This window comes from Streptomyces sp. NPDC051921 (assembly GCF_040680975.1).
Classification (GTDB): Bacteria; Actinomycetota; Actinomycetes; order Streptomycetales; family Streptomycetaceae; genus Streptomyces.
This window is the reverse complement of record NZ_JBFAXU010000036.1, coordinates 29,135-50,774: the sequence shown is the minus strand read 5'-3', so window position 1 is coordinate 50,774 and position 21,640 is coordinate 29,135. Positions and strand designations below refer to the sequence as shown.

Here is a 21,640-nt window from a genome sequence, read left to right as displayed (position 1 = left end):
TAGAGTGTCCGGACAACTACTGTGCCGTCTGAGATCTGAGGAACTAGTGCGCCGACTTGCCGGCCTGCTCGTCGTCCCGCTGCTGCTGCTCACCACAGCGGCCTGCGGCGGCGATGACAAGGGCTCCGATTCCGGTTCGATGAAGAACGGTCTTCCCGCCATCACCGCAGGCGAGAAGTTCGGGGAGAAGCCGACCCTCGCCAAGGGTGTGGGCGACCCGCCGAAGGACCTCAAGGTCAACGTCATCAGCGAGGGCGACGGCGCGGTCACCAAGAAGGGCGACGCCCTCTCGGTGAACTACCTGGGTCAGGAGTGGGACGAGACCACCCCCTTCGACAACAGCTTCGACCGGAAGCAGCCCTTCTCGCTGACCCTGGGCGAGGGCCAGGTCATCCAGGGCTGGGAGAAGGGCCTGGAGGGGCAGAAGGTCGGCAGCCGCGTCGAGATCGGCATCCCGCCGGCGCTCGGTTACGGCGCGCAGGGCCAGGGCGACATCAAGCCGAACGCGACCCTGGTGTTCGTGGTCGACATCCTGAAGGCCGTCACCATCCCGAAGTCCGCCGAAGGCACCCCGGTCGCCCAGGACAACAAGGACCTGCCGAAGGTCGGCACCAACACCGACGGCAAGCAGCCCTCGCTGACCGTTCCCAAGGTCGACCCGCCGACGAAGCTGGTCTCCAACTACATCCTGGAGTCCAAGGGTGAGGTCGTGGCGGCCACCGACACGGTCGTCGTGAACTACGTCGCCGCCCTGTGGAAGGACGGCAAGGTCTTCGACTCGACCTACACCACCGGCAAGCCGGCCAACTTCCCGCTGTCCCAGCTGACCCTGAAGGGTCTGAAGGACGGCATCGCCGGCAAGAAGGTCGGCAGCCGCGTCCTCATCGTCGCCCCGCCGTCCGAGGCTTTCGGCGACAAGGAGCAGCAGGGAATTCCGAAGAACTCGACCCTCGTGTTCTCCGTCGACATCCTGGCGAAGGTGTAAGACTGTCCTGGTCGCGCAGACCATCGTCTGGGCGGTTCATAGTTTTTTGAGGAGCGCACTGCAGTGAGCATCGAGAAGCCCGAGGTCGACTTCCCCGGTGGCGAGCCGCCGAAGGACCTGGAGATCAAGGACATCTGGCAGGGCGACGGCGCGGTCGCCGAGGCCGGCGACATGGTCAAGGTCCACTACGTGGGTGTGTCCTTCGACTCCGGCGAGGAGTTCGACGCGTCCTGGAACCGCGGCGCCCCGCTGGACTTCCAGCTCGGTGTCGGCATGGTCATCCAGGGCTGGGACAAGGGTGTCCAGGGTATGAAGGTCGGCGGTCGTCGCCAGCTGGTCATCCCCGCGGACCTCGCCTACGGCGACCGCGGTGCCGGCGGCAAGATCGGCCCCGGCGAGACGCTGATCTTCGTCTGCGACCTGGTGGACGTCACCAAGCGCTGACCCGGCCCGTTCGTGCCCCCGAGGGCCCCCGCCTCCCCGGCGGGGGCCCTCGGCGTTCGTCCCGGCTTTTGTCCGGACACCCCGGGGCGGTACGGTCGGACGTCTCAAGAAGTCAATCCGGCAGAAGAGGGTGCGGGGCGTCGATGGCGATTGCCAAGGCCGAGCGGCTGATGAATCTTGCGCTGTGCCTGCTCGGAACCCGCCGTCCGTTGAGCAAGCGAGAGCTCCGCGGCTCCATCGAGGCCTATATGGAGGCGACCGGCGAGGACGCCTTCAACCGGATGTTCGAGCGCGACAAGGACGATCTGCGCGAGCTCGGCCTGGTGATCGAGACGGTCGAGAACCTCGACGGCGAGATCGGCTACCTGGCCCGGCGCGACTCCAACCGCCTGCCGCCCATCACGCTCGACGCGGAGGAGGCCGCCGCCCTCGGGCTGGCCGCCAAGGTCTGGCAGCAGGCCCGGCTCGCCGGTGCCGCGAGCGGTGCCCTGCAGAAGCTGCGCGCCGCCGGGATGCCCGAGGCGGAGGACTCGTACGACGCCCAGCACAGCGCCCTGGAACCGCGCATCCCGGTGCACGAGGCCGCCTTCGAGCCGCTGATGCTGGCCTGCCGTGACCGGCGGCCGGTCGTCTTCGACTACCGCAAGGCCAACGCCGCCCGCCCCGAGCCACGGCACGTCGAGCCGTGGACCCTGGAGTGCTGGCGCGGCCACTGGTACCTGGCGGGCTGGGACCGGGACCGCGGCGCCGAGCGGGTCTTCCGGCTGTCCCGTATCACCGGCAAGGTCCGGTCCCGGGCGGGTGCCTTCACCGCGCCCGTCCCGGACGTGGTCACCGTCCGGGAGACCGTCGAGAGCTGGGCCGGCGAGACCGCCACCCGCTCGGCCCGGATCCGGCTGCGGGCGGGCTGCGGCTATCCGCTGCGCGCCCGCGCCCAGTCGGTGGCCGAGGGCGCCGACGGCTGGGACGAGCTGGAGATCCCGTACGGGCACGGCCTGGACGCCTGGCTCGTGGAGTTCGGCCCCGACGTGGTCGTGCTCGAGCCCGCCGATCTGCGGGCCGACGTGGTGGAGCGGCTGCGCGCCGTGGCCAAGGGCTGAGGGGGAGAGGAACGACCATGGCTGCCAACGCCATCGACCAGACGAGGCGGATGCTCTCCCTCGTCACCTACCTCCGCGAGCGCCCGGGCGCGCACGTCGCCGACGTCGCCCGCGCCTTCGGGATCACCGAGGACGAGCTGATCTCGGACCTCGACGTGCTGCCGATGTGCGGCACAAGCTTCCGCGGCGGCGACCTGCTCGACATCGACACCGACGGCGACCGGATCTGGTGGCACAACCCGGACGATGTCGCGGCGCCGCTGCGGCTCGCCGCCGACGAGGCCACCGCCCTCCTGGTGGCCGCCCGCGCGGTGGCGACCCTGCCGGGGCTGCGCGAGAGCGACCGCGAGGCGCTGCTGCGGGCCACCGCCAAGCTGGAGGCGGCGGCCGGTGAGGCGGCCGGGGCCAGCTCCCGCCTGTCGGTGACCTTCGAGTCCGAGGGCGGGGTCTTCGCCGAGGTCGACCGGGCGATCTCCGAGCGCCGGCGGCTGTGGCTGCGCTACTACTCGCCCGCCCGGGACGAGCTCACCGAGCGCGAGGTGGACCCGATCCGCCTGTTCGCCGTGGGGCACACGTACATGGAGGCGTGGTGCCGGCTCTCCGAGGCGCGCCGCACCTTCCGGCTCGACCGGGTCGCCGAGATCCGGCTCCTCGACGCACCCGCCGCGCCGCCGGAGATCGAGCTGCGGGACCTGTCGGAGGGGCTCGTGCAGCCGTCCGCCGAGGACCCGGAGGTCGTGGTGGAGGTCGGGCCCGGCGGTCGCTGGGTCGCCGAGTACTACCCGCACGACCGGGCGGAGGAGCTGCCCGACGGGGGCCTGCGGATCACGCTGCGCACCCCGGCGCCCGCCTCGCTGCGCCGGCTCGCGCTGCGGCTCGGCAGCGACGGGCGGATCGTCGCCCCGCAGGAGCTCGCGGACAGCGCCCGGGAGGCCGCCGCCGCGGCGCTCGCCGCCTACGAGGGCTGAGGGCGCAGGCCGAGGTGGGCCGAGCGGCGCCGCCCGGGGTCCGGGCGGCGGCGCAGCAGGGGGGAACGTGACGTTCCGGGAGACCGGGCGCCGTTCCCGGTGACGTACCGAACCGCAGTGGGGAGAGTTGAGGGAAATGTCCGTGATGCCCGGTCTGACGGCGTCGGTCGCCCCGGTCCACTTCAAGGCCGCCTGCCCCGACTGCCGCTCCCGCTTCGAACTCTCCGCGGGCGCCCTCCGTCTCGCCATCGGAGCCAGCCGCCGCACCACCTTCTACTCCTTCACCTGCCCCGAGTGCGGCAGCGCCGTCCGCAAGCCCGCGGGAGAGCGGATCGTCGAACTCCTCACCGGCGGCGGCGTCCGCACCCTGCGCCTGCACACCACCGGCTGACGTCCCCGCCCCCGGAAACGTCTAGGCTCGCTCCATGTTCTGGCCCATGCTCGCCATCGCCCTCGGCTTCCTCGGCATCGCCGTCCTCGGCGTCCTCGGCATCAAGGTCTTCCTGGAGGCCCAGCGCCTCGGCCGTCAAGTGGCCCGCACCACACAGCGCATCAACCAGGCCGCGGAGGAGCTCGAGAAGGCCGCCGGAGACCTGGCGCGAACGGGCGAGACGCTGCGCTGAATTCGGGCCCTACGCTGCAAGGAGACCGGACGGCACACGCGTGCCGGACGAAATCGTGAGTATGCACGGCCATTGCCGCCCGTTTACTCCTGCGGGTTACGATCGCTGCTAGCGCGGTGGCCGGACGCATGTCCGACCGGCCGGGCACGCACTCCAATGTCGCCTCGGTGAAGAAGGTAAACAGCTATGGGTAGGCTCGGCCCCACCGAGATCATTCTGATCCTCGTCGTGATCATCCTGCTGTTCGGCGCCAAGAAGCTCCCGGACATGGCTCGTTCGCTGGGCAAGTCCGCCCGCATCCTCAAGAGCGAGGCCAAGGCGATGAAGAGCGACGACCAGCAGAGCGCGCCCGCCGACCCGCCGCACGCCGGCCAGCAGGACCAGGCCGCGCCGCGGACCATCCAGGCCGCTCCGGGTGACGTGACGAGCTCGCGTCCCGTGACCGAGCCCACCGACACCACCAAGCGCTGACCCGGTCCGCCGCGGCCGTCGCACAGGGCGGCGGCCGCCGCACGAGATGAGGACGTGGGTTGCCCAAGTCTGCCCGCAAGCAGGAGAAGGATCCCGAGGGTCGGATGCCCCTCGTGGAGCACCTGCGTGAGCTCCGCAACCGCCTGGCGAAGGGCCTCATGGCCATCGCCGCGGTCACCGTCGTGGCCCTCGTGTACAGCGAGCAGCTGATGGTGTTCCTGACGAAGTCGGTGCCCAAGTGCGAGCCCGGCATCACGAGCGACGGCGGAAACTGCGCCATCGTCTCCTTCAACACCCTGATGGCGCCCTTCAGCACGACGATCCAGCTCTCGCTGACGGCGGGTCTGGTCGTCGCGAGCCCCGTCTGGCTGTACCAGCTCTGGGCCTTCATCGCGCCCGGACTGCACAAGCACGAGAAGAAGTACACGTACGCCTTCGTCGGCGCCGCGGTCCCGCTCTTCGCGGCCGGCGCCTACCTCGCGTACCTCATCCTCCCCATCAGCGTGCAGGTGCTCATCAGCCTCACGCCGGAGGGCTCCGCCAACATCCTCTCGCTCAACGACGTCCTCGACTTCACCCTGCGCATGGTGCTGGTCTTCGGCCTCGCCTTCGAGCTCCCGCTCGTCCTGGTGATGCTGAACCTCACCGGAGTGCTGAGCGGCAGGCGGATGGCCCGCTGGTGGCGCGGCGTGATCATGGGCGTCTTCGTCTTCGGCGCCGTCATCACCCCCACCACCGACCCGGTGGGCATGCTCGCCCTGGCCGGACCGATCACCATCCTCTACCTGGGTGCCGTCGGCTTCGCGCTCCTCAACGACAAGCGGCGCCGACGCCGCAACCCGGACGCCGAGCTGGACGACGACGAGGCGTCGAGCCTCGACCTCACCCCGGAGGCCGTCGGCCCCGTCGAGACCGTCGGCGCCGCCCGGGCCCTGCCCGAGCAGGCCACCGGAGAGGCGGACGCCAGGTCGCACCGGCTCAACGGTTACGACGACGTCACCTGATCTTGTAGGGTCCCCCCAGACTCCGTCCGGGGGGACCCGCCATGACCAGCGAGATCACTCTCTTCGTCAATCCCACCGCGGGACGCGGCCGGGGCGCGCACGCCGCGCAGCCGGCCGTTCGCGCTTTCCGGGAGGCCGGATTCTCCGTCCGTACCGTCCTCGGCCGTGACGCCGACGACGCCCTGCGCCAGGCCCGAGAGGCCGTGCGGGGCGGCACCGGGGCCCTCGTCGTCGTCGGCGGCGACGGCATGGTCTCGCTCGCCCTCCAGGCCGTCGCCGGGACCGGCACCCCGCTCGGCCTGATCCCCGTCGGTACGGGCAACGACTTCGCCCGCTGCCTCGGACTGCCCCTCCGTGACCCGGCGGCGGCCGCCCGGACCGCGGTCGAGGCGCTCACGGGGGACGGGGGCCGGGCCATCGACCTCGGGCGGGTCGAGTGGGGCGGGGGTGACGGCGGTGGCGGTGGCTCCGCGCAAGGGCGGGAGCCCGGTGGGGCAGGGGGATCCCGTCGTAGGGCCGCGGACCCGGCGCGGGCCGGAGCCTCCGGCGCCTCCGTGGACGCGGGCGGGGCGGTGGAAGCGGACGGGGCAGCGTGCTCCGGCCGGGCCGTGGACTCCGGCGGGGCCGTCGACTCCGGCGGGACCGTGGACGCCTACGGGGCCTTGGACTCCGGCGGGACCGTGGACGCCTACGGGGCCTTCGACTCCGGCGGGACCGTGGACGCCGGCCGGGCGGCCGGCGGGCCGGGGGCCGGCCGCGCGCACCGCTGGTTCGGGACCGTGCTCGCCTCCGGCTTCGACTCCCGCGTCAACGACCGCGGCAACCGCATGCGGCTGCCCGCCGGACGCTTCACGTACGACCTCGCGATCCTCGCCGAGCTCGCCGCCTTCCGGCCCGTCCCGTACCGGCTCACCCTCGACGAAGGCGCCGAGACCCGGATCGAGGCCACCCTCGTCGCCGTCGGCAACGGCACCTCGTACGGCGGCGGCATGCGCATCTGCGCCGACGCCCGTCTCGACGACGGGCTCTTCGACGTCACCGTCGTCGGCGACTGCTCCCGTACCGAGCTCGTCAGAGTCTTCCCGAGGGTCTACCGGGGCACCCACCTCGACCACCCCAAGGTCACCGTCCACCGGGTCCGCTCCCTCACCGTCGAGGCGCCCGGCATCACCGCCTACGCCGACGGCGAGCCCCTCGGCCCCCTGCCCCTCACCACCCGCTGCGTCCCCGGCGCACTCCGGGTGCTCGCCCCGGAGGCGCCGCCCCAGGCACCCCGATAAAGATCGCGTCAGTGTCAGAGGTGGCGGGTAGGCTCGACAACAAGATGACAGAGGACCTCACACCAGCCGAAGCGTACGCAGCCGCCCGCGCCCGCAACGCGGAGCAGGCCACGGCGCTGGCCCCCTTCCGCGAGATGTACGACTTCGGTCTGGACCCCTTCCAGATCGAGGCATGCCAGGCCCTCGAAGCGGGCAAGGGTGTGCTCGTCGCCGCGCCCACGGGCTCCGGCAAGACGATCGTCGGCGAGTTCGCCGTGCACCTCGCGCTCCGGCAGGGCCGCAAGTGCTTCTACACCACGCCCATCAAGGCGCTCTCCAACCAGAAGTACGCCGACCTCGTCAAGCGGTACGGCCACGACAAGGTCGGCCTGCTCACCGGCGACAACAGCGTCAACGGCGACGCGCCGGTCGTCGTCATGACCACCGAGGTCCTCCGCAACATGCTCTACGCGGGGTCCCAGGCGCTCTCCGGCCTCGGCTACGTCGTCATGGACGAGGTGCACTACCTCTCCGACCGCTTCCGCGGCGCCGTCTGGGAGGAAGTGATCATCCACCTCCCCGAGTCCGTGACCCTCGTGTCGCTCTCCGCGACCGTGTCGAACGCCGAGGAGTTCGGCGACTGGCTCGACACCGTCCGCGGCGACACCGAGGTGATCGTCTCCGAGAGCAGGCCCGTGCCGCTGTGGCAGCACGTCCTGGCCGGCCGCCGGATGTACGACCTCTTCGAAGAGGAGACCGACCACGGCGGCCGCGGCGCCTCCCGCCGCGAGGTCAACCCCGACCTGCTCCGCCTCGCCCGCACCGAGAACTCGCGCACGTACAACCCGCGCGAGCGGCGCCGCGGCAAGATGGTCCGCGAGGCCGACCGCGAGCGCGAGCGCCGCCAGCGCTCCCGCATCTGGACCCCCGGACGGCCCGAGGTCATCGAGCGGCTCGACGCCGAGGGGCTGCTCCCCGCCATCACCTTCATCTTCAGCCGCGCCGGCTGCGAGTCCGCCGTCCAGCAGTGCCTCTACGCGGGCCTGCGGCTCAACGACGACGAGGGACGCCGCCGCGTCCGCGAGATCGTCGAGGAGCGCACGGCCGCCATCCCCGACGAGGACCTCCACGTCCTCGGCTACTACGAGTGGCTCGAAGCCCTGGAGCGGGGCATCGCCGCGCACCACGCCGGCATGCTCCCGACCTTCAAGGAGGTCGTCGAGGAGCTCTTCGTCCGCGGCCTCGTCAAGGCCGTGTTCGCCACCGAGACCCTCGCCCTCGGCATCAACATGCCCGCCAGGTCGGTGATCCTGGAGAAGCTCGTCAAGTGGAACGGCGAGCAGCACGCCGACATCACGCCCGGCGAGTACACCCAGCTCACCGGTCGGGCCGGCCGCCGTGGCATCGACGTCGAGGGACACGCCGTCGTGCTGTGGCAGCGCGGCATGGACCCCGGCCACCTCGCCGGCCTGGCCGGCACCCGCACGTATCCGCTGCGCTCCAGCTTCAAGCCGTCGTACAACATGGCGGTCAACCTGGTCGACCAGTTCGGCCGGCACCGCTCGCGCGAGCTCCTGGAGACCTCCTTCGCCCAGTTCCAGGCCGACCGCTCGGTCGTCGGGATCTCCCGGCAGGTCCAGAAGAACGAAGAGGGCCTGCAGGGCTACCGCGAGGGCATGACCTGCCACCTCGGCGACTTCGAGGAGTACGCGCGGCTCCGCCGCGACCTCAAGGACCGCGAGACCGAACTGGCCCGGCAGGGCGCCGCCCACCGCCGCGCCGAGGCAGCGGCCTCCCTGGAGCGCCTCAAGCCCGGCGACGTCATCCACGTGCCGACGGGCAAGTTCGCCGGTCTCGCCCTCGTCCTCGACCCGGGCGTCCCGGCCGGCCGCACCAACGGCCACCGCGGCTTCGAGTACCACGACGGGCCGCGCCCGCTGGTGCTCACCGCCGAGCGGCAGGTCAAGCGGCTCGCCTCCATCGACTTCCCGGTGCCGGTCGAGCCGCTGGAGCGGATGCGGATCCCGCGCTCCTTCAACCCGAAGTCCCCGCAGTCCCGCCGCGACCTGGCCTCCGCGCTGCGCAGCAAGGCCGGGCACATCAACCCGGAGCGGCACCGCAGGCAGCGCTCGGCCGCGGCCGACGACCGTGAGATCGCCCGGCTGCGCACCGAGATCAGGGCCCACCCCTGCCACGGCTGCGACGAGCGGGAGGACCACGCCCGCTGGGCCGAGCGCTTCCACCGGCTGCAGCGCGACACCAAGCAGCTGGAGCGGCGCATCGAGGGCCGGACGAACACCATCGCCCGCACCTTCGACCGGATCGTCGCGCTCCTCACCGAGCTCGACTACCTGCGCGGGAACGAGGTCACCGCCAACGGCAAGCGGCTCGCCCGGCTCTACGGCGAACTCGACCTGCTCGCCAGCGAGTGCCTGCGCGAAGGCGTGTGGGAGGGGCTGAACCCCGCCGAACTGGCCGCCTGCGTCTCCGCGCTCGTCTTCGAGGCCCGGCAGTCGGACGACGCCGTCGCACCGAAGCTGCCCACCGGCCGGGCCAAGGCCGCGATGGGCGAGATGGTGCGGATCTGGGGCCGCCTGGACGCGCTGGAGGAGGAGTTCAAGCTCCATCAGACGGAGGGCGTCGGCCAGCGCGAGCCGGACCTCGGTTTCGCCTGGGCCGCCTACCAGTGGGCCTCCGACAAGGGACTCGACGAGGTGCTGCGCGAGGCGGAGATGCCGGCCGGCGACTTCGTCCGCTGGTGCAAGCAGGTCATCGACGTGCTCGGCCAGATCGCGGCCGCCGCGCCGAGGGAGGACAGCACGGTCGCGAAGAACGCCCGCAAGGCGGTGGACGCGCTGCTGAGGGGTGTCGTGGCCTACAGCTCGGTGGGCTGACGTACAGCCCCGGTGGGGCGGACGTACAGCTCGGGGGCTGACGGCTTCGGAGGGCGCGCATCCCGGCGCGTCCTCCGAGATCTTGTCCACAGGGGGTTTTCCACAGGGGTGGCGGAGTGTCGGTTCCTTCCGCTTCCATGAACTCGTACAGCAGAACGAGTACTTGGGGCGCTCGGCACTGGGGCCAACACCACGCACCTCCTGCGGAAGGAAACGCACGTGACCACGCAAGCCGGTCCGTCCGCCGTCGGCAGCACGACGGCGGACGGGCGGAAGACCGTACCGGGACCCCGGGGTGTCCCGGGGCTGGGGAATCTGCCGGAGTTCGGCAAGGACCCGCTCGCCTTCTTCGAACGGCTGCGTGAGCGCGGGGACTTCGTCCGCTGGCGCTTCGGCCGCAGCCCCGCGCTCTTCATCGCCCACCCCGAGACCATCGGCGAACTCCTCACCGAGGTCGAGCGGACCTTCGACCAGCCGGACCTCGGCATCGCCTTCCGGACCCTGCTCGGCGACGGCGTCGTGGTCTCCAAAGGCGCCGACTGGCGGCGCAAGCGCTCCCTGGTGCAGCCCTCGGTCCGGCCCCGGCAGGTCAAGTCCTACGCCGCCACGATGACCGAGTGCGCGGTCGACCTGGCCGGGCGGTGGGCCGACGGCGATCGGGTCGACGTCAAGAAGGAGATGGCCGCACTCACCCAACTCATCGCGGTCCGCACCATTTTCGGCGTCGACACGGCGGCCGACGCCGAGGCCATCGGCCGCGCCATGGACGTCGCCCAGCACGAGATCGGCGCCGAGTTCAGCGGCATCGGCGCGATCCTGCCCGACTGGATCCCCACCCCCGGACGTGCCCGCATCAAACGGGCCACGGCCGTCATCGACGCCGAGGTCTCCCGGGTCGTCGCCCGTCACCGCGACGGCGACGGCGAGCGGCCCGACCTCCTCAGCCGCCTCCTCGCCGCCCAGGACGAGACCGGCACCCACCTGTCCGACCGGGAGATCCGTGACGAGACCGTCACGCTCTACATCGGCGGGCACGAGACGACGAGTTCCACCCTCGTCTGGGCCTGGTATCTCCTCTCGCACCATCCACGCGTCGCCGACGCGCTCGGGGCCGAGCTCGACCGGGTGCTCGGCGAGCGCGACCCCGGATTCGACGACTACGCCGAACTGGCCTACACCCAGGCCGTGGTGAAGGAGACGCTGCGCCTCTATCCGACGATCTGGCTGCTCACCGGCATAGCGAAGGAGGGTGCCACGCTCGGTGGTGCCCCCGTCCCGCCGGGCACGCGGGTCTGGAGCAGCCAGTGGGCCACCCACCGGGACGGGCGCTGGTACCGGGACCCGCTGGAGTTCCGCCCGGAGCGCTGGCTCTCGGCGAAGGACGGGGGGACGGAGGGCGAGGCCGAGGAGATACCGGAGTACGCGTGGTACCCCTTCGGCGGCGGCCCCCGGGTGTGCCTGGGCACCCGTTTCGCCATGGTGGAGGCGGTGCTGATCCTGGCGGTCGTCGCCCGGCGCTTCCGTCTCGACCTCGACGCGGAGGAGATACGCCCGGTCCCGGGCCTGACGCTGCAGCCGGACCGGGACGTCCTGGCGACGGTGCGGGCGCGGTAACCGGGGCGACCGGCCGGGCGGTCGCGGCCTCCTTCCCGCCGCCCTGGGGGAAACCCCGGAGTGGTGAGGGAGGGGCCCGGGAGGGGCCCGGGAAAGGTGGGGCAGGGACGGGCAAGGGACGGGCCCAGCCCGCTCGGTCGACCGGCCGCCTGTGGCTCGCCCGTGCCGGTCAGACGTTTCTCCTTCAGCCTTCCGCGGCGGCGTCCTGGCCCGACCGGGCCAGGGCCAGCGCGAGCCGGCGCAGGTCGTCGGCCCGCAGCACCCGGCCGTCGAAGCCCGGCAGCGGCACGTGCAGGGCGGCCGTCCAGCGGGCCGGGATCGCGCCGCGGCCGTGGACGGCCCCGGCGAGGATGCCCGCGACGGCGGCGACGGTATCGGTGTCGCCGCCCAGGTCGATCGCGGCGGCGAGGGCCGCCTCGAAGGAGGAAGTGGTGCGCAGCGCCCACAGGGCGGAGCCGAGGCACGGCCAGACGGCGCCGTTGAACTCGGTGGCGTCCTCCGGGCGCCAGTCGGGCGCGAGGACGACGGCCCACCGCTCCCGGTGTGCCGCCGCCCCCTCGCCGAGCACGGCGGGAACGGCGGCGAGCGGGTCGTCGCGGAGCAGGGCGACACGTACGAGCTCGTGGAGGACGGCCGTGCCCTCCCAGGCGGCGGCGTCCCCGTGGGTGAGCGCGGCGATCCGCCGGGCCGCGGCCATGGTGGCCACGCGGCCGACGGGGGCGTAGTACACGGCCGAGGTGGCAGCCCGCATCAGCGAACCGTTCCCCGCGCCGCGGCCGTTGAGCTGGAAGTGCAAGGCGGAGGCCAGGTTCCAGGGGTCGCCGCCGAGCAGCACGGCCTCGGTCGTGAGCCCGATGTCCTTGGGGTCCGCCGCGGCCCAGCGCCGGAACCGGGCGAAGACGTCCGGCAGATCGAGCCCGCCGCGTTCGAGGAGCGACTCCCCGACGAGCACACCCATCTGCGTGTCGTCCGTGGCCTCACCGGGATCCCACCCGCCGCCCCCGCACATCTCGCCGGCCCCGTCCGCGAACCGCTCCCGGAACGCCCCCGGCAGCCCGAACTCGAACGGCGCCCCGAGCGCGTCCCCGACGGCGGATCCCAGCACGGCACCGACGGCGCGGTCTTCGAAGGGGCTCAGCACTTTCCGTCCACCCGTCGCTCGAAGGATTCCCTGCCCATGGTCCGGCCGTCGGCCCGGGCGGGCCCGGGCCGGGCCGGGCCGAGAAGGGAAGGCTCCCCCTTCGCGACCCTAGGACTCGACCGGTGCGGGACGCACGCCCTTTGCGGAGCGGGCCGCGCGGATCGGCAGGAACACGAGCAGGGCGAAGGGGGAGAGGAGGATCGTGAGGACGAGCAGGGGGCCCATGAGGAAGGGGGAGAGGGCCAGGCGGCGGGACTCGCGGTACATCCACTGGCCGAGCAGCAGGTCCCAGGCGATGACTTGGGCCCAGACCGCCCCCGCGCCGTTCGCGAGCGCGGTGAGGTCGCGGAAGGTGTCGATGTCCGGAGCGCTGACGGCCGTCCAGAGTTCCGGCAGGACCGGGACCGCGAGGACCAGGTAGACCGCCAGGACCGGCAGGACGGTCAGGGGCGAGGCGGCCACGCGGTCCGTGATGCCGCGACCCGGCGCGAAGATCATCAGGAGCCAGACCGGCGCCGCGAGGAAGAAGGTGAACTCGAAGAGGAAGCCGGTCATGCGGCGAGCTCCTGTCGTGCGGTGGGTGCGGGGGTGCGGAGGGCCAGCGCCGTGGCCGTGACCGTGACGATCGCGAGGGCACCGGCGGCGGCGAGGGTGAGGGCGTCCGGGGAGAGGAGCGGCTGGCCGCGCAGGGCCTGCCAGGCGACGAGGACGAAGGTCGCGGCGTACGAGGCGGACGCGGTCAGGACCAGGCGGAGCCGGACGCGGTCGTCGGCGAGCCGGGCGTAGCGCGGGGCGAGGGCGGCGAGGACGAGCAGGAGCAGCGGGACGAGCTGGAGCGCGTGCATGCCGAAGAAGTGCGCGATGCGCAGGTCGCCGCCGGTCGTGGACCAGCCGAGGAGCGGGATGCCCGGCCCGCCGTCGGGGACGCCGACGCTGTGTGCGCCGACCACGGCCGGGTCCTCCACCGCGAGCTGCTCCGGGGTGGGCGGCACCATGACGAAACCGACCGCCGCGCCGGCCAGTGCGATGACCGACGAGAGCCGTACCGCCCAGGCCGTCGCCCGGTCCAGGATGCGGGCCCGCAGCAGCAGGACGGCGATCGCCAGGGCCGCCAGCCAGAGGACGACGACCGTCGCACCCATGACCTGGAAGACGGCCGCGTCGAAGGGCGTCCCGTTGTTGAAGTGGCTCTGCTCGCCCCGGATCACCTGCAGGGTGATCAGCGCCATCTCGATGAGGCTGGCCACCGTGAGGATCGTTCCGGCCCACCAGCCGACGCGGCGGCCGCGGGCGGTCGGGAGCAGGGAGAGCATCCAGGCGAGCGTGAGCCCGTACGCGATGAACGAGACCGAGAACTTGAAGGGCTTGGCCCAGATCGGCGCGCCGACCAGGATCCGGTCGTCGAGGACGAGCCCGCCGATGGAGACGAGCGCCAGGGCCCCCATCGAGGCGACGAACCAGACCAGGGGCCGGTGGAGCGTGCGGAGCTGTGGTGCCGAGAGCGCCGCGGGCACCGAGGCCGTGGAGGGCGCTGAGGGTGCCGTGTGTGCCGAGGACATGAGTGATCCCCCCGTGGGATGCGCATGAGCGCGGAATGGATAGTGGCACTTCCTGCTATCTGATAGTGCCACTATCTATGATGGAGGGGCGGTCGGCAAGACCGAAGCGAGGTCGGATGGTGACCGGGAAGGTGAACAAGCGGTGCGCATCGGAGAGTTGAGTCGCAGGACCGGAGTGTCCGTGCCGACGATCAAGTACTACGTACGCGAAGGGCTGCTGCCGGCAGGCCGGTTGACGAGCCCGAACCAGGCCTCGTACGAGGAGGCGCACGTACGGCGGCTCCGCCTCATCCGCGCCCTGCTCGATGTCGGCGGCCTCTCCGTCGCGGGCCTCCGCGAGGTCGTCGCGGCGGTCGACGACAGCGAGCGCCCGCTGCACGGCATGCTCGGCGCGGTCGCCGACAACGTGGTGCCGCGCTACGAGGGTGCGGGCGACGAGCCGGGGGAGGCCCTCGTCGCCGCCCGCGCGGCGGTCGCCGACCTGATCGACCGCCGCGGCTGGCACACCGACTCCCGCGGCCCGGCCGCCGAGGCCCTCGCGGTCGCCCTCTCCGCCCTGGAGAACGTCGGCCACGGCGGCTTCGTCGAGGTGCTGGACGCCTACGCCGAAGCGGCGGAGAGCGTGGCGCGCACAGACCTCGAGTACGTGGCCCGCAATGTCGTCCGCGAGGAGCTCGTCGAGAGCGTCGTCGTCGGCATCGTCCTCGGCGACGCGATGCTCGGCGCCCTCCGCCGCCTCGCCCACGCCGACGCCTCGGTCAAGATCTTCGGCGAGGAGCGCTGACCCCGGATCGCCCTTGACCGTCGAGGCGCTGCCCTGGAACGCGCAAGACCGAGGCGCGGACCTGGTGGTGCGCCGGGCCGTTGCCGGGCCCTCGGTGCGACGGACCGTTGCCGGGGCGGTGGTGTGCCGGACCGCTGGGGCGGTGGTGCGCCGGGCGGTCGGTGCGCCGGACCGCCGGGGCGGCGGACCGTCAGGGCGGCGACGTGCCCGGCCGTCAGGGCGTCGAGGGCGTGGGCGGCGTGGTGGGTGTGTGCCGGGACGGCGGCGCGCCCAGGGCGGCGGTGGATGCGGGGGCAGGGGGGTGTCGAGCCGTCAGGCGTCTGGGGGCGGGCCTGCTCTGGAGCGGGGCCCGGGAGCCGCTGGGTGCCGGGGGCCGGACGTCTGAGTTCGGGGCGGCGGCGCTCCGGCAGGTCGACGGTGGGCCGGTCGGTCGGGCGTCACGGGCCGGGTTTGGTCGCCGTGCGGCGGCGCTCCGGCAGGTCGACGGTGGCCCGGTCGGGCGGGCGCCACGGGCCTTGGCCCGCCTCCGTGCGGCGGGGCGGCGGGGGAGTCGGGTGGCCGGTTGTCGGGTCGTCAGGTCGGGGGTGGTCCCGCGTGACGGGGTCCGTGGTCCCGGGGGCCGGAACGCCCGAGGGGCGGGAGTCGGTCGGCTCCCGCCCCTCGGCGTCGTCGTGCTGCGCGCGTCAGGCCTCCTGCTCGCGCTCCACCTGCTCGTTCCACTCGCGCTTGATCGCGCGCCAGGCCTCGTCCGTCTTGCCCAGGCGCCAGTAGCCCGAGATCGAGAGGCGCTCGCGCGGGATCGCGCGGTCCAGGCGCAGGTGGCTGCGGAGCTCCTTCACGAAGCCGGCCTCGCCGTGGACGAAGGCGTGCACGTCCCCGGCCGGGAAGTCGAGGGCGCGGACCGCCTCGACCAGCGCCTCGCCCACCGGGCGGGCGCCGCGGTGCAGCCAGGTGACGTCCACCCCGGGCGCCGTCGCGAACTTCTGCTCCTCGGACGTGTCCGGGACCTCCACGAAGGCGCGCACCGTCGCGCCCGCCGGCAGCCGCTCCAGCGCGGCCGCGACGGCCGGCAGCGCGCTCTCGTCGCCGACCAGGAGGTGCCAGTCCGCGGCCTCGTCCGGGGCGTAGCCGCCACCCGGGCCGAGGAAGCGCACGGTGTCGCCCGCCTGCGCCCGCGCCGCCCACGGGCCGGCCAGGCCCTCGTCGCCGTGGACCACGAAGTCGACCGTCAGCTCGCGGTGCACCGGGTCCCAGGCGCGCACCGTGTACGTCCGGGTCGTCGGCCACTGCTCGCGCGGGAACTCGGCCCGGATCCGCTCCATGTCGAAGGGCTCCGGATAGCTCACGCCCTCCGCCGCGAAGAGCAGCTTCACGTAGTGGTCGGTGTACGTGCCGACCTCGAAGGCGTCGAGCCCGGGGCCGCCGAGCACCAGACGCACCATGTGCGGGGTGATCCGCTCCGTGCGTACCACCTGGGCCTCGTGGGCCCTCGGTGCCTTGCGTGCGGGCTGTTCTGCCACGACGGTCTCCCGTTCCGGGTGATTACTTAGGTTTGCCTAAGTTAGCATCCCCGAAGGTCCCGGGCCCAGAGGGATCGTGGACGCACAGGGACCGTGTACGCACAGGGACGTCGGGGCCGGAGGGAGCGTCGGCCCAGAGGGACCTTCGGCCCGGAGGAGGGACCGTGGGGTCCGGACGGCAGGGCGGCCCGGCCGCCCCGCCCTCGGCCCCGCCTCAGCCCCGCAGCACCGGCAGCAGTCGTCCCACCGCTCCGCCCAGGCCCCACCGCTCCACCAGGCCCGCCAGCGCCTCCGGGTCCCGCGGTGCCGACGGCAGCGCTGCGGAGAAGTCCGGCAGCGGCGCGTCCCGGGCCACCCGCACCACCGTCGGCGCCACGTCCAGGTACTCCGCCGCCTCCACGATCCCGCGCCGCTTGGCCGGGGTCAGCTTCGACGTCCGGTCGACCGCCGCCGCCCGCACGCCCGCCAGGTCCCCGTACTCCGTGATCAGCTGCGCCGCCGTCTTCTCGCCGATGCCCTTCACGCCGGGCAGCCCGTCGCTCGTGTCCCCGCGCAGCGCCGCGAAGTCCGCGTACTGGTCGGCCCGCACCCCGTACTTCTCCCGGATCAGCTTCTCGTCCACCAGGTCGCAGTCGCCCACGCCCTTGCGCGGATACAGCACCCGCACCCCGCGCCCGTCGTCCACCAGCTGGAAGAGGTCCCGGTCGCCGGTGACGATGTCCACCGGACCCGCCGCCCGCTCCGTCAGCGTGCCGATCACGTCGTCCGCCTCGAACCCGGCCGCCCCGACGCGGGCGACCCCCAGCGCGTCCAGCACCTCCACGATCACCGGGACCTGCGGCGACAGCGTGTCCGGGACCTCCTCCACGTCCGGACCCACCGGCGTCTCCACGGCCACCCGGTGCGCCTTGTACGAGGGGATCAGGTCCACCCGCCACTGCGGGCGCCAGTCGTCGTCCCAGCAGGCCACCAGGTCGTCCGGCCGGTGGTCCTGGACCAGCCGGCCGATGAAGTCGAGCAGCCCGCGCACGGCGTTCACCGGCGTCCCGTCCGGCGCCCGGACCGAGTCCGGCACGCCGAAGTACGCGCGGAAGTAGAGGCTGGCGGTGTCGAGGAGCATCAGGCGTCGCGTCACACCCCGATCATGCCGCACCGCACCGACAACACCCCCCACCAGGCGTGACACCGGTCACCTTCGCGTTTGCACCCCAGGGGCCAGGGCAGGCGCGAGCCCGGAGCGGACCCGGTACGGGATCCGACGGGCCGGGCGCAGATCCGGACCCCGACGGGTCACGTACGCGACGGGCGCGCGGGCAGATCCCGCCCCGCTCCACGGCCCGGCTGCTGCGGGGGTGGCGGGCCGTTTTTCGTTGCTACCCGTGAGGTGTATGTGTCCAGGCTCCAGGCCGACCACTTGTACAAGGTGTTCGGCAGACGACCCGACGAAGCAGTCCGTGAACTCGCCGCGGAGGGCGAGAACGCGGTCGACCGCGAGGCCCTGCGCGCCGAAGGCACCACGGCGGCCGTGATCGACGCGTCCTTCACCGTCGAACCCGGCCAGATCTTCGTCGTCATGGGTCTGTCCGGGTCGGGCAAGTCCACCCTCCTGCGCATGCTCAACGGCCTCCTCGCCCCCACCGCGGGCCGGGTCCTCTTCGACGGCCGCGACCTCACCGCCCTCGCCCCGCGCGAGCTGCGCGACGTCCGGTCGAAGAAGATCAGCATGGTCTTCCAGCACTTCGCGCTCTTCCCGCACCGCAGCGTCCTCGAGAACGCCGCCTACGGCCTGGAGGTCCAGGGCGTCCCGCGCGCCGAGCGCGAGCAGCGCGCCGCCGAGGCCCTGGAGCTGTGCGGGCTCGCCGGCTGGGAGAAGTCCTGGCCGGACGAGCTCTCCGGTGGCATGCAGCAGCGCGTCGGCCTCGCCCGCGCGCTCGCCACCGACGCCGACCTGCTCCTCATGGACGAGTCGTTCAGCGCACTCGACCCGCTGATCCGCCGTGACATGCAGGACCAGCTGCTCGTGCTGCAGCAGAAGCTGAAGAAGACCATCGTCTTCATCACCCACGACCTCAACGAGGCCATGCGCCTCGGCGACCGCATCGCCGTCATGCGCGACGGCCGGATCGTCCAGCTCGGCACCGCCGAGGACATCCTGGTGCGCCCCGCCAACGACTACGTCGCCTCCTTCATCCAGGACGTCGACCGCACCCGGGTGCTCACCGCCGAGGCCGTCATGACGGCCGGCGCGGTCGCCCCCGAGGACTGCCCGCCGGGCTGCGGCTGCGAGACCGTCGCTCCGCAGACGCCGCTGGCCGAGCTGTGCGCCGTCTCCGCGCGCTCCCTCCATCCGGTGACCGTCGCCGATGCCGCCGGCCGGGTCCTGGGCGTCGTCGCCCAGGACCGCCTGCTCGGCGTCATGGGCGGACTCGACGCGGACGTCAGCCCGGGCGGGAAGAGCCGTGCCGTCGCCCCCGGCGAGAGGGCCGGAGCCGTCGCCCCCGGCGAGAAGGCCGAAGCCGTCGCCCCCGGCGAGAGGGCCGGAGCCGTCGCCCCCGGCGAGAAGGCCGAAGTCGTCGCTCGCGGCGAGAAGGCCGGAACCGTCGGCGCGGAAGGCGAGGCCGGGGCCGTCGCCCCGAACGAGAACGACGGGACCGCCGCGGCCGTCGGTGACGACCGCTCCGGTGCCGAGGAGGTGACCGCCCGTGCCTAGGATCCCCCTCGGCCAGTGGGTCGACAGCAGCGTCGACTGGCTGCAGAGCGAGCTGTCGTGGCTCTTCGACGCCGTCAGCACCGTCGTCACCGGCCTCTACGACGGCATCGACGCCGTCCTCTCCGCTCCGCAGCCGCTGCTCTTCGCCGGCATCCTCGCCGTGCTCGCCTGGTGGCTGCGCGGCCTCGCCACCGGCGTCGTCGCCTTCGCCGCGTTCGCGCTGGTCGACTCCGTCGAACTGTGGGACGAGGCCATGGCGACCCTGTCGCTGGTGCTGGTCGCCACCCTCGTCACGCTCGTGATCGCCGTACCGCTCGGCATCTGGGCGGCCCGCTCCAAGACCGTCAGCGCCGTGCTGCGACCGGTCCTGGACTTCATGCAGACCATGCCGGCGATGGTCTACCTCATCCCCGGCATCATCTTCTTCGGCGTGGGCGTGGTCCCCGGCATCATCGCGACCATCGTCTTCGCCCTGCCGCCCGGCGTCCGCATGACCGAGCTCGGCATCCGGCAGGTCGACGGCGAACTCGTCGAGGCCGCCGAGGCCTTCGGCACCACCCCGCGCAACACCCTGCTGCGCGTCCAGCTGCCGCTCGCCCTGCCCACGATCATGGCCGGCGTCAACCAGGTGATCATGCTCGGCCTGTCCATGGTCGTCATCGCCGGCATGGTCGGCGGCGGCGGGCTCGGCGGCGCCGTCTACCGTGCCATCGGCAACGTCGACATCGGCCTCGGCTTCGAGGCGGGCATCTCCATCGTCATCCTCGCCATGTACCTCGACCGGATGACCGGTGCCCTGGGCCGTCAGGTCTCGCCGCTCGGCCGCCGCGCCGCCGCCAAGGCGCGCGCCGCGAGCGTCGCGCGAACCGGCGCGAAGATCTGGGGCCACCGCCCGCAGCCCGTCACCGCGCTCGTCGGCGTTGTCGTCCTGGCGCTGGTCGCCGGCGGCATGGGTTTCCTCGGCGGCACCGGCGGCGCCTCCACCACGGCCTCCGGGCCGAACACCGGCCACGGCAAGAAGATCAGCCTCGGCTACATCCCGTGGGACGAGGGCATCGCCTCCACCTTCCTCTGGAAGGAGCTCCTGGAGCGCCGCGGCTACGAGGTCGACACCAAGCAGCTGGAGGCCGGCGCCCTCTACACCGGACTCGCCGGCGGCCAGATCGACTTCCAGACGGATTCCTGGCTGCCCGTCACCCACGCCCAGTACTGGGAGAAGTACCGCAACAAGCTGGAGGACCTCGGTTCCTGGTACGGCCCCACCTCCCTGGAGCTCTCCGTCCCGTCCTACATGAAGGACGTGAACACCCTCGCCGACCTCAAGGGGAAGGCGGGGAAGGTCAAGGGCCGCATCGTCGGCATCGAGCCGAGCGCCGGAATGATGGGCATCCTCAAGGACAAGGTCCTCAAGGACTACGGCCTGGAGGGCGAGTACCAGGTCGTCGACGGCTCCACGCCCGGCATGCTGGCCGAACTCAAGCGCGCGTACGACAAGAAGGAGCCGATCGTCGTCACCCTCTGGTCGCCGCACTGGGCCTACTCCACGTACGACCTCAAGAAGCTCCAGGACCCGAAGGGCAGCTGGGGCAAGGGCGACGGCGTGCACACGCTGGCCCGCAAGGGCTTCGCCGCGGAGAACCCCGAGGTCGGCGCCTGGCTGAAGAACTTCAAGCTGAGCGAGCAGGAGCTCACCGGCCTGGAGGCGGTCATCCAGGAGACCGGAAAGGGCAAGGAGCAGGAGGCCGTCCGCACCTGGCTCGACCGGAACCCGGGCGTCGCGGAGCGGCTCGCCCCGCAGTAGACCCGTGTGCGGAGCCGCGGCGGTCCGTCGCCGGCTCCGCGGGGCGATCGACGCCCCGCACATCGACTGCTGTCCGAAAAGGGGTGGTCGCCGAACGTGTTCGGCGACCACCCCTTTTCGCCACGACGCGAAACCCCGACCCAAAGCTGCGTAAGGTTCAGGTAACCGACCAGTACGAGACCGCGAGTGACACGAGGGAGGGGGCCGACATGGACGACAAGGAGTCGCTGCGCGTGGGCGCGGCCGTCAAGAGGCGCCGCCGGGCGCTGCAGCTCACCCTGGCCGTCGTCGCCCAGCGCAGCGGCCTGTCCGTGCCCTTCCTCAGCCAGATCGAGAACGAGCGGGCCCGCCCCAGCGACCGCTCCCTCCAGCTCGTCGCCGGAGCCCTGGAGACCACCGCCGCCGAGCTGCTCGCCGCGGCCGAGGCCGCACGGACCGTCGACGTCGTGCGCTCCGACGAGGAGCTGTGGGACATGCCCCCGGGCGTACGGCCGCTGGTCCGCGGCCGGCACCAGCTGCAGGCCCTGGAGGCCACCGGCGAGCAGGACGCCGGACGGGAATTCCTGCACCGCAACGACGAGTTGCTGTACGTCGCCGACGGCGCCGCCGAGGTCGAGGCCGAGGGGCGCGCCTACCGTCTCGAACGCGGCGACACGCTGTACCTCTCCGGTGGGGTGCGGCACCGCTGGCGGGCCACCGCGGCCGGGACACGGCTCGTGTTCGTGTCCGTCGCGGACCACATCGAGGCCGCCGAGACGTGAGG

The 21,640-nt window shown here is 72.6% G+C and carries 19 protein-coding genes and 1 pseudogene; 15 read left to right on the top strand and 5 right to left on the bottom strand.

The annotated features are described in order from the left end of the window. Window positions 1-46 precede the first annotated feature (46 nt). The 11 genes from AB0M16_RS33905 (at window position 47) to AB0M16_RS33855 (ending at window position 11,362) form a co-directional block, all read left to right on the top strand. On the top strand, window positions 47-985 hold the full coding sequence (locus tag AB0M16_RS33905) for an FKBP-type peptidyl-prolyl cis-trans isomerase (protein ID WP_365349932.1): 939 nt from the start codon (window positions 47-49) through the stop codon (window positions 983-985). 63 nt (window positions 986-1,048) lie between these two features. Beyond that, window positions 1,049-1,429, top strand: a complete 381-nt coding sequence (locus tag AB0M16_RS33900; RefSeq protein WP_365349930.1) for an FKBP-type peptidyl-prolyl cis-trans isomerase — start codon at window positions 1,049-1,051, stop codon at window positions 1,427-1,429. Window positions 1,430-1,572: 143 nt separating this feature from the next. Next, a complete protein-coding gene (locus tag AB0M16_RS33895; RefSeq protein ID WP_365349928.1) occupies window positions 1,573-2,529 on the top strand; it encodes a WYL domain-containing protein in 957 nt (318 codons plus the stop codon). Window positions 2,530-2,546: 17 nt separating this feature from the next. Further along, complete coding sequence (locus AB0M16_RS33890; RefSeq protein ID WP_365349926.1) at window positions 2,547-3,497, top strand: WYL domain-containing protein; 951 nt, start codon at window positions 2,547-2,549, stop codon at window positions 3,495-3,497. 136 nt (window positions 3,498-3,633) lie between these two features. Beyond that, complete coding sequence (locus AB0M16_RS33885; RefSeq protein ID WP_365349924.1) at window positions 3,634-3,888, top strand: hypothetical protein; 255 nt, start codon at window positions 3,634-3,636, stop codon at window positions 3,886-3,888. A 34-nt stretch (window positions 3,889-3,922) separates the two neighbouring features. Then, a complete protein-coding gene (locus AB0M16_RS33880; RefSeq protein WP_365349922.1) occupies window positions 3,923-4,120 on the top strand; it encodes a hypothetical protein in 198 nt (65 codons plus the stop codon). A 186-nt stretch (window positions 4,121-4,306) separates the two neighbouring features. Further along, window positions 4,307-4,591: a Sec-independent protein translocase subunit TatA gene (gene tatA, locus AB0M16_RS33875; RefSeq protein WP_365349920.1), complete on the top strand. Its 285-nt coding sequence runs from the start codon at window positions 4,307-4,309 to the stop codon at window positions 4,589-4,591. A gap of 104 nt (window positions 4,592-4,695) precedes the next feature. Further along, window positions 4,696-5,595, top strand: coding sequence for a twin-arginine translocase subunit TatC (tatC, locus tag AB0M16_RS33870; protein ID WP_365349968.1), 900 nt, complete (start codon window positions 4,696-4,698; stop codon window positions 5,593-5,595). A 41-nt stretch (window positions 5,596-5,636) separates the two neighbouring features. Continuing rightward, window positions 5,637-6,875, top strand: a complete 1,239-nt coding sequence (locus AB0M16_RS33865; RefSeq protein WP_365349918.1) for a diacylglycerol kinase family protein — start codon at window positions 5,637-5,639, stop codon at window positions 6,873-6,875. Window positions 6,876-6,919: 44 nt separating this feature from the next. Beyond that, on the top strand, window positions 6,920-9,748 hold the full coding sequence (locus AB0M16_RS33860) for a DEAD/DEAH box helicase (RefSeq protein ID WP_365349916.1): 2,829 nt from the start codon (window positions 6,920-6,922) through the stop codon (window positions 9,746-9,748). Window positions 9,749-9,967: 219 nt separating this feature from the next. Beyond that, window positions 9,968-11,362 carry a cytochrome P450 gene (locus tag AB0M16_RS33855; protein ID WP_365349914.1) on the top strand — a complete coding sequence of 465 codons (1,395 nt, stop codon included), beginning with the start codon at window positions 9,968-9,970 and terminating at the stop codon, window positions 11,360-11,362. A gap of 184 nt (window positions 11,363-11,546) precedes the next feature. Here AB0M16_RS33855 and AB0M16_RS33850 read toward each other — a convergent pair whose 3' ends face one another. The 3 genes from AB0M16_RS33850 to AB0M16_RS33840 all read right to left on the bottom strand — a co-directional run bounded on the left by AB0M16_RS33850 (window position 11,547) and on the right by AB0M16_RS33840 (window position 13,948). Beyond that, the gene (locus AB0M16_RS33850; protein ID WP_365349912.1) at window positions 11,547-12,503 is read right to left on the bottom strand and encodes an ADP-ribosylglycohydrolase family protein; all 957 of its coding nucleotides are present in this window, start codon (window positions 12,501-12,503) and stop codon (window positions 11,547-11,549) included. A gap of 108 nt (window positions 12,504-12,611) precedes the next feature. Continuing rightward, on the bottom strand, window positions 12,612-13,058 hold the full coding sequence (locus tag AB0M16_RS33845; protein WP_365349910.1) for an ABA4-like family protein: 447 nt from the start codon (window positions 13,056-13,058) through the stop codon (window positions 12,612-12,614). After that, on the bottom strand, window positions 13,055-13,948 hold the full coding sequence (locus AB0M16_RS33840; RefSeq protein WP_365349966.1) for a hypothetical protein: 894 nt from the start codon (window positions 13,946-13,948) through the stop codon (window positions 13,055-13,057). Before AB0M16_RS33840 ends, AB0M16_RS33845 begins: the two co-directional genes overlap by 4 nt. Window positions 13,949-14,204: 256 nt before the next feature. Between AB0M16_RS33840 and AB0M16_RS33835 the strand changes: the two genes are divergently transcribed. After that, entirely contained in the window at window positions 14,205-14,846 is a 642-nt protein-coding gene (locus tag AB0M16_RS33835) for a MerR family transcriptional regulator (protein ID WP_365349908.1), read from the top strand. A gap of 683 nt (window positions 14,847-15,529) precedes the next feature. On the opposite strand, the gene AB0M16_RS33830 is transcribed toward AB0M16_RS33835, so the two are convergent. Further along, the gene (locus tag AB0M16_RS33830; RefSeq protein ID WP_365349906.1) at window positions 15,530-16,366 is read right to left on the bottom strand and encodes a siderophore-interacting protein; all 837 of its coding nucleotides are present in this window, start codon (window positions 16,364-16,366) and stop codon (window positions 15,530-15,532) included. 214 nt (window positions 16,367-16,580) lie between these two features. Next, window positions 16,581-17,486 carry a 5'-3' exonuclease gene (locus AB0M16_RS33825; protein WP_365349964.1) on the bottom strand — a complete coding sequence of 302 codons (906 nt, stop codon included), beginning with the start codon at window positions 17,484-17,486 and terminating at the stop codon, window positions 16,581-16,583. 270 nt (window positions 17,487-17,756) lie between these two features. On the opposite strand from AB0M16_RS33825, the pseudogene AB0M16_RS33820 reads away from it, so the two are divergent. The 3 genes and pseudogenes from AB0M16_RS33820 to AB0M16_RS33810 form a co-directional block, all read left to right on the top strand. After that, window positions 17,757-18,788: pseudogene (locus tag AB0M16_RS33820) on the top strand (betaine/proline/choline family ABC transporter ATP-binding protein); the annotation flags it as partial. A gap of 280 nt (window positions 18,789-19,068) precedes the next feature. Beyond that, on the top strand, window positions 19,069-20,877 hold the full coding sequence (locus AB0M16_RS33815) for an ABC transporter permease/substrate binding protein (protein ID WP_365349904.1): 1,809 nt from the start codon (window positions 19,069-19,071) through the stop codon (window positions 20,875-20,877). 209 nt (window positions 20,878-21,086) lie between these two features. After that, window positions 21,087-21,638, top strand: coding sequence for a helix-turn-helix domain-containing protein (locus tag AB0M16_RS33810; RefSeq protein WP_365349902.1), 552 nt, complete (start codon window positions 21,087-21,089; stop codon window positions 21,636-21,638). Window positions 21,639-21,640: the final 2 nt, after the last annotated feature.

Bases quoted from the DNA above. Each gene is read 5' to 3' on its own strand.
- AB0M16_RS33895 (WP_365349928.1), top strand. From the start codon at position 1,573: ATGGCGATTGCCAAGGCCGAGCGGCTGATGAATCTTGCGCTGTGCCTG.
- AB0M16_RS33890 (WP_365349926.1), top strand. From the start codon at position 2,547: ATGGCTGCCAACGCCATCGACCAGACGAGGCGGATGCTCTCCCTCGTC.
- AB0M16_RS33885 (WP_365349924.1), top strand. From the start codon at position 3,634: ATGTCCGTGATGCCCGGTCTGACGGCGTCGGTCGCCCCGGTCCACTTC.
- AB0M16_RS33880 (WP_365349922.1), top strand. From the start codon at position 3,923: ATGTTCTGGCCCATGCTCGCCATCGCCCTCGGCTTCCTCGGCATCGCC.
- tatA (WP_365349920.1), top strand. From the start codon at position 4,307: ATGGGTAGGCTCGGCCCCACCGAGATCATTCTGATCCTCGTCGTGATC.
- tatC (WP_365349968.1), top strand. From the start codon at position 4,696: ATGCCCCTCGTGGAGCACCTGCGTGAGCTCCGCAACCGCCTGGCGAAG.
- AB0M16_RS33865 (WP_365349918.1), top strand. From the start codon at position 5,637: ATGACCAGCGAGATCACTCTCTTCGTCAATCCCACCGCGGGACGCGGC.
- AB0M16_RS33860 (WP_365349916.1), top strand. From the start codon at position 6,920: ATGACAGAGGACCTCACACCAGCCGAAGCGTACGCAGCCGCCCGCGCC.
- AB0M16_RS33845 (WP_365349910.1), bottom strand. From the start codon at position 13,058: ATGACCGGCTTCCTCTTCGAGTTCACCTTCTTCCTCGCGGCGCCGGTC.
- AB0M16_RS33840 (WP_365349966.1), bottom strand. From the start codon at position 13,948: ATGGGGGCCCTGGCGCTCGTCTCCATCGGCGGGCTCGTCCTCGACGAC.
- AB0M16_RS33825 (WP_365349964.1), bottom strand. From the start codon at position 17,486: ATGCTCCTCGACACCGCCAGCCTCTACTTCCGCGCGTACTTCGGCGTG.
- AB0M16_RS33810 (WP_365349902.1), top strand. From the start codon at position 21,087: ATGGACGACAAGGAGTCGCTGCGCGTGGGCGCGGCCGTCAAGAGGCGC.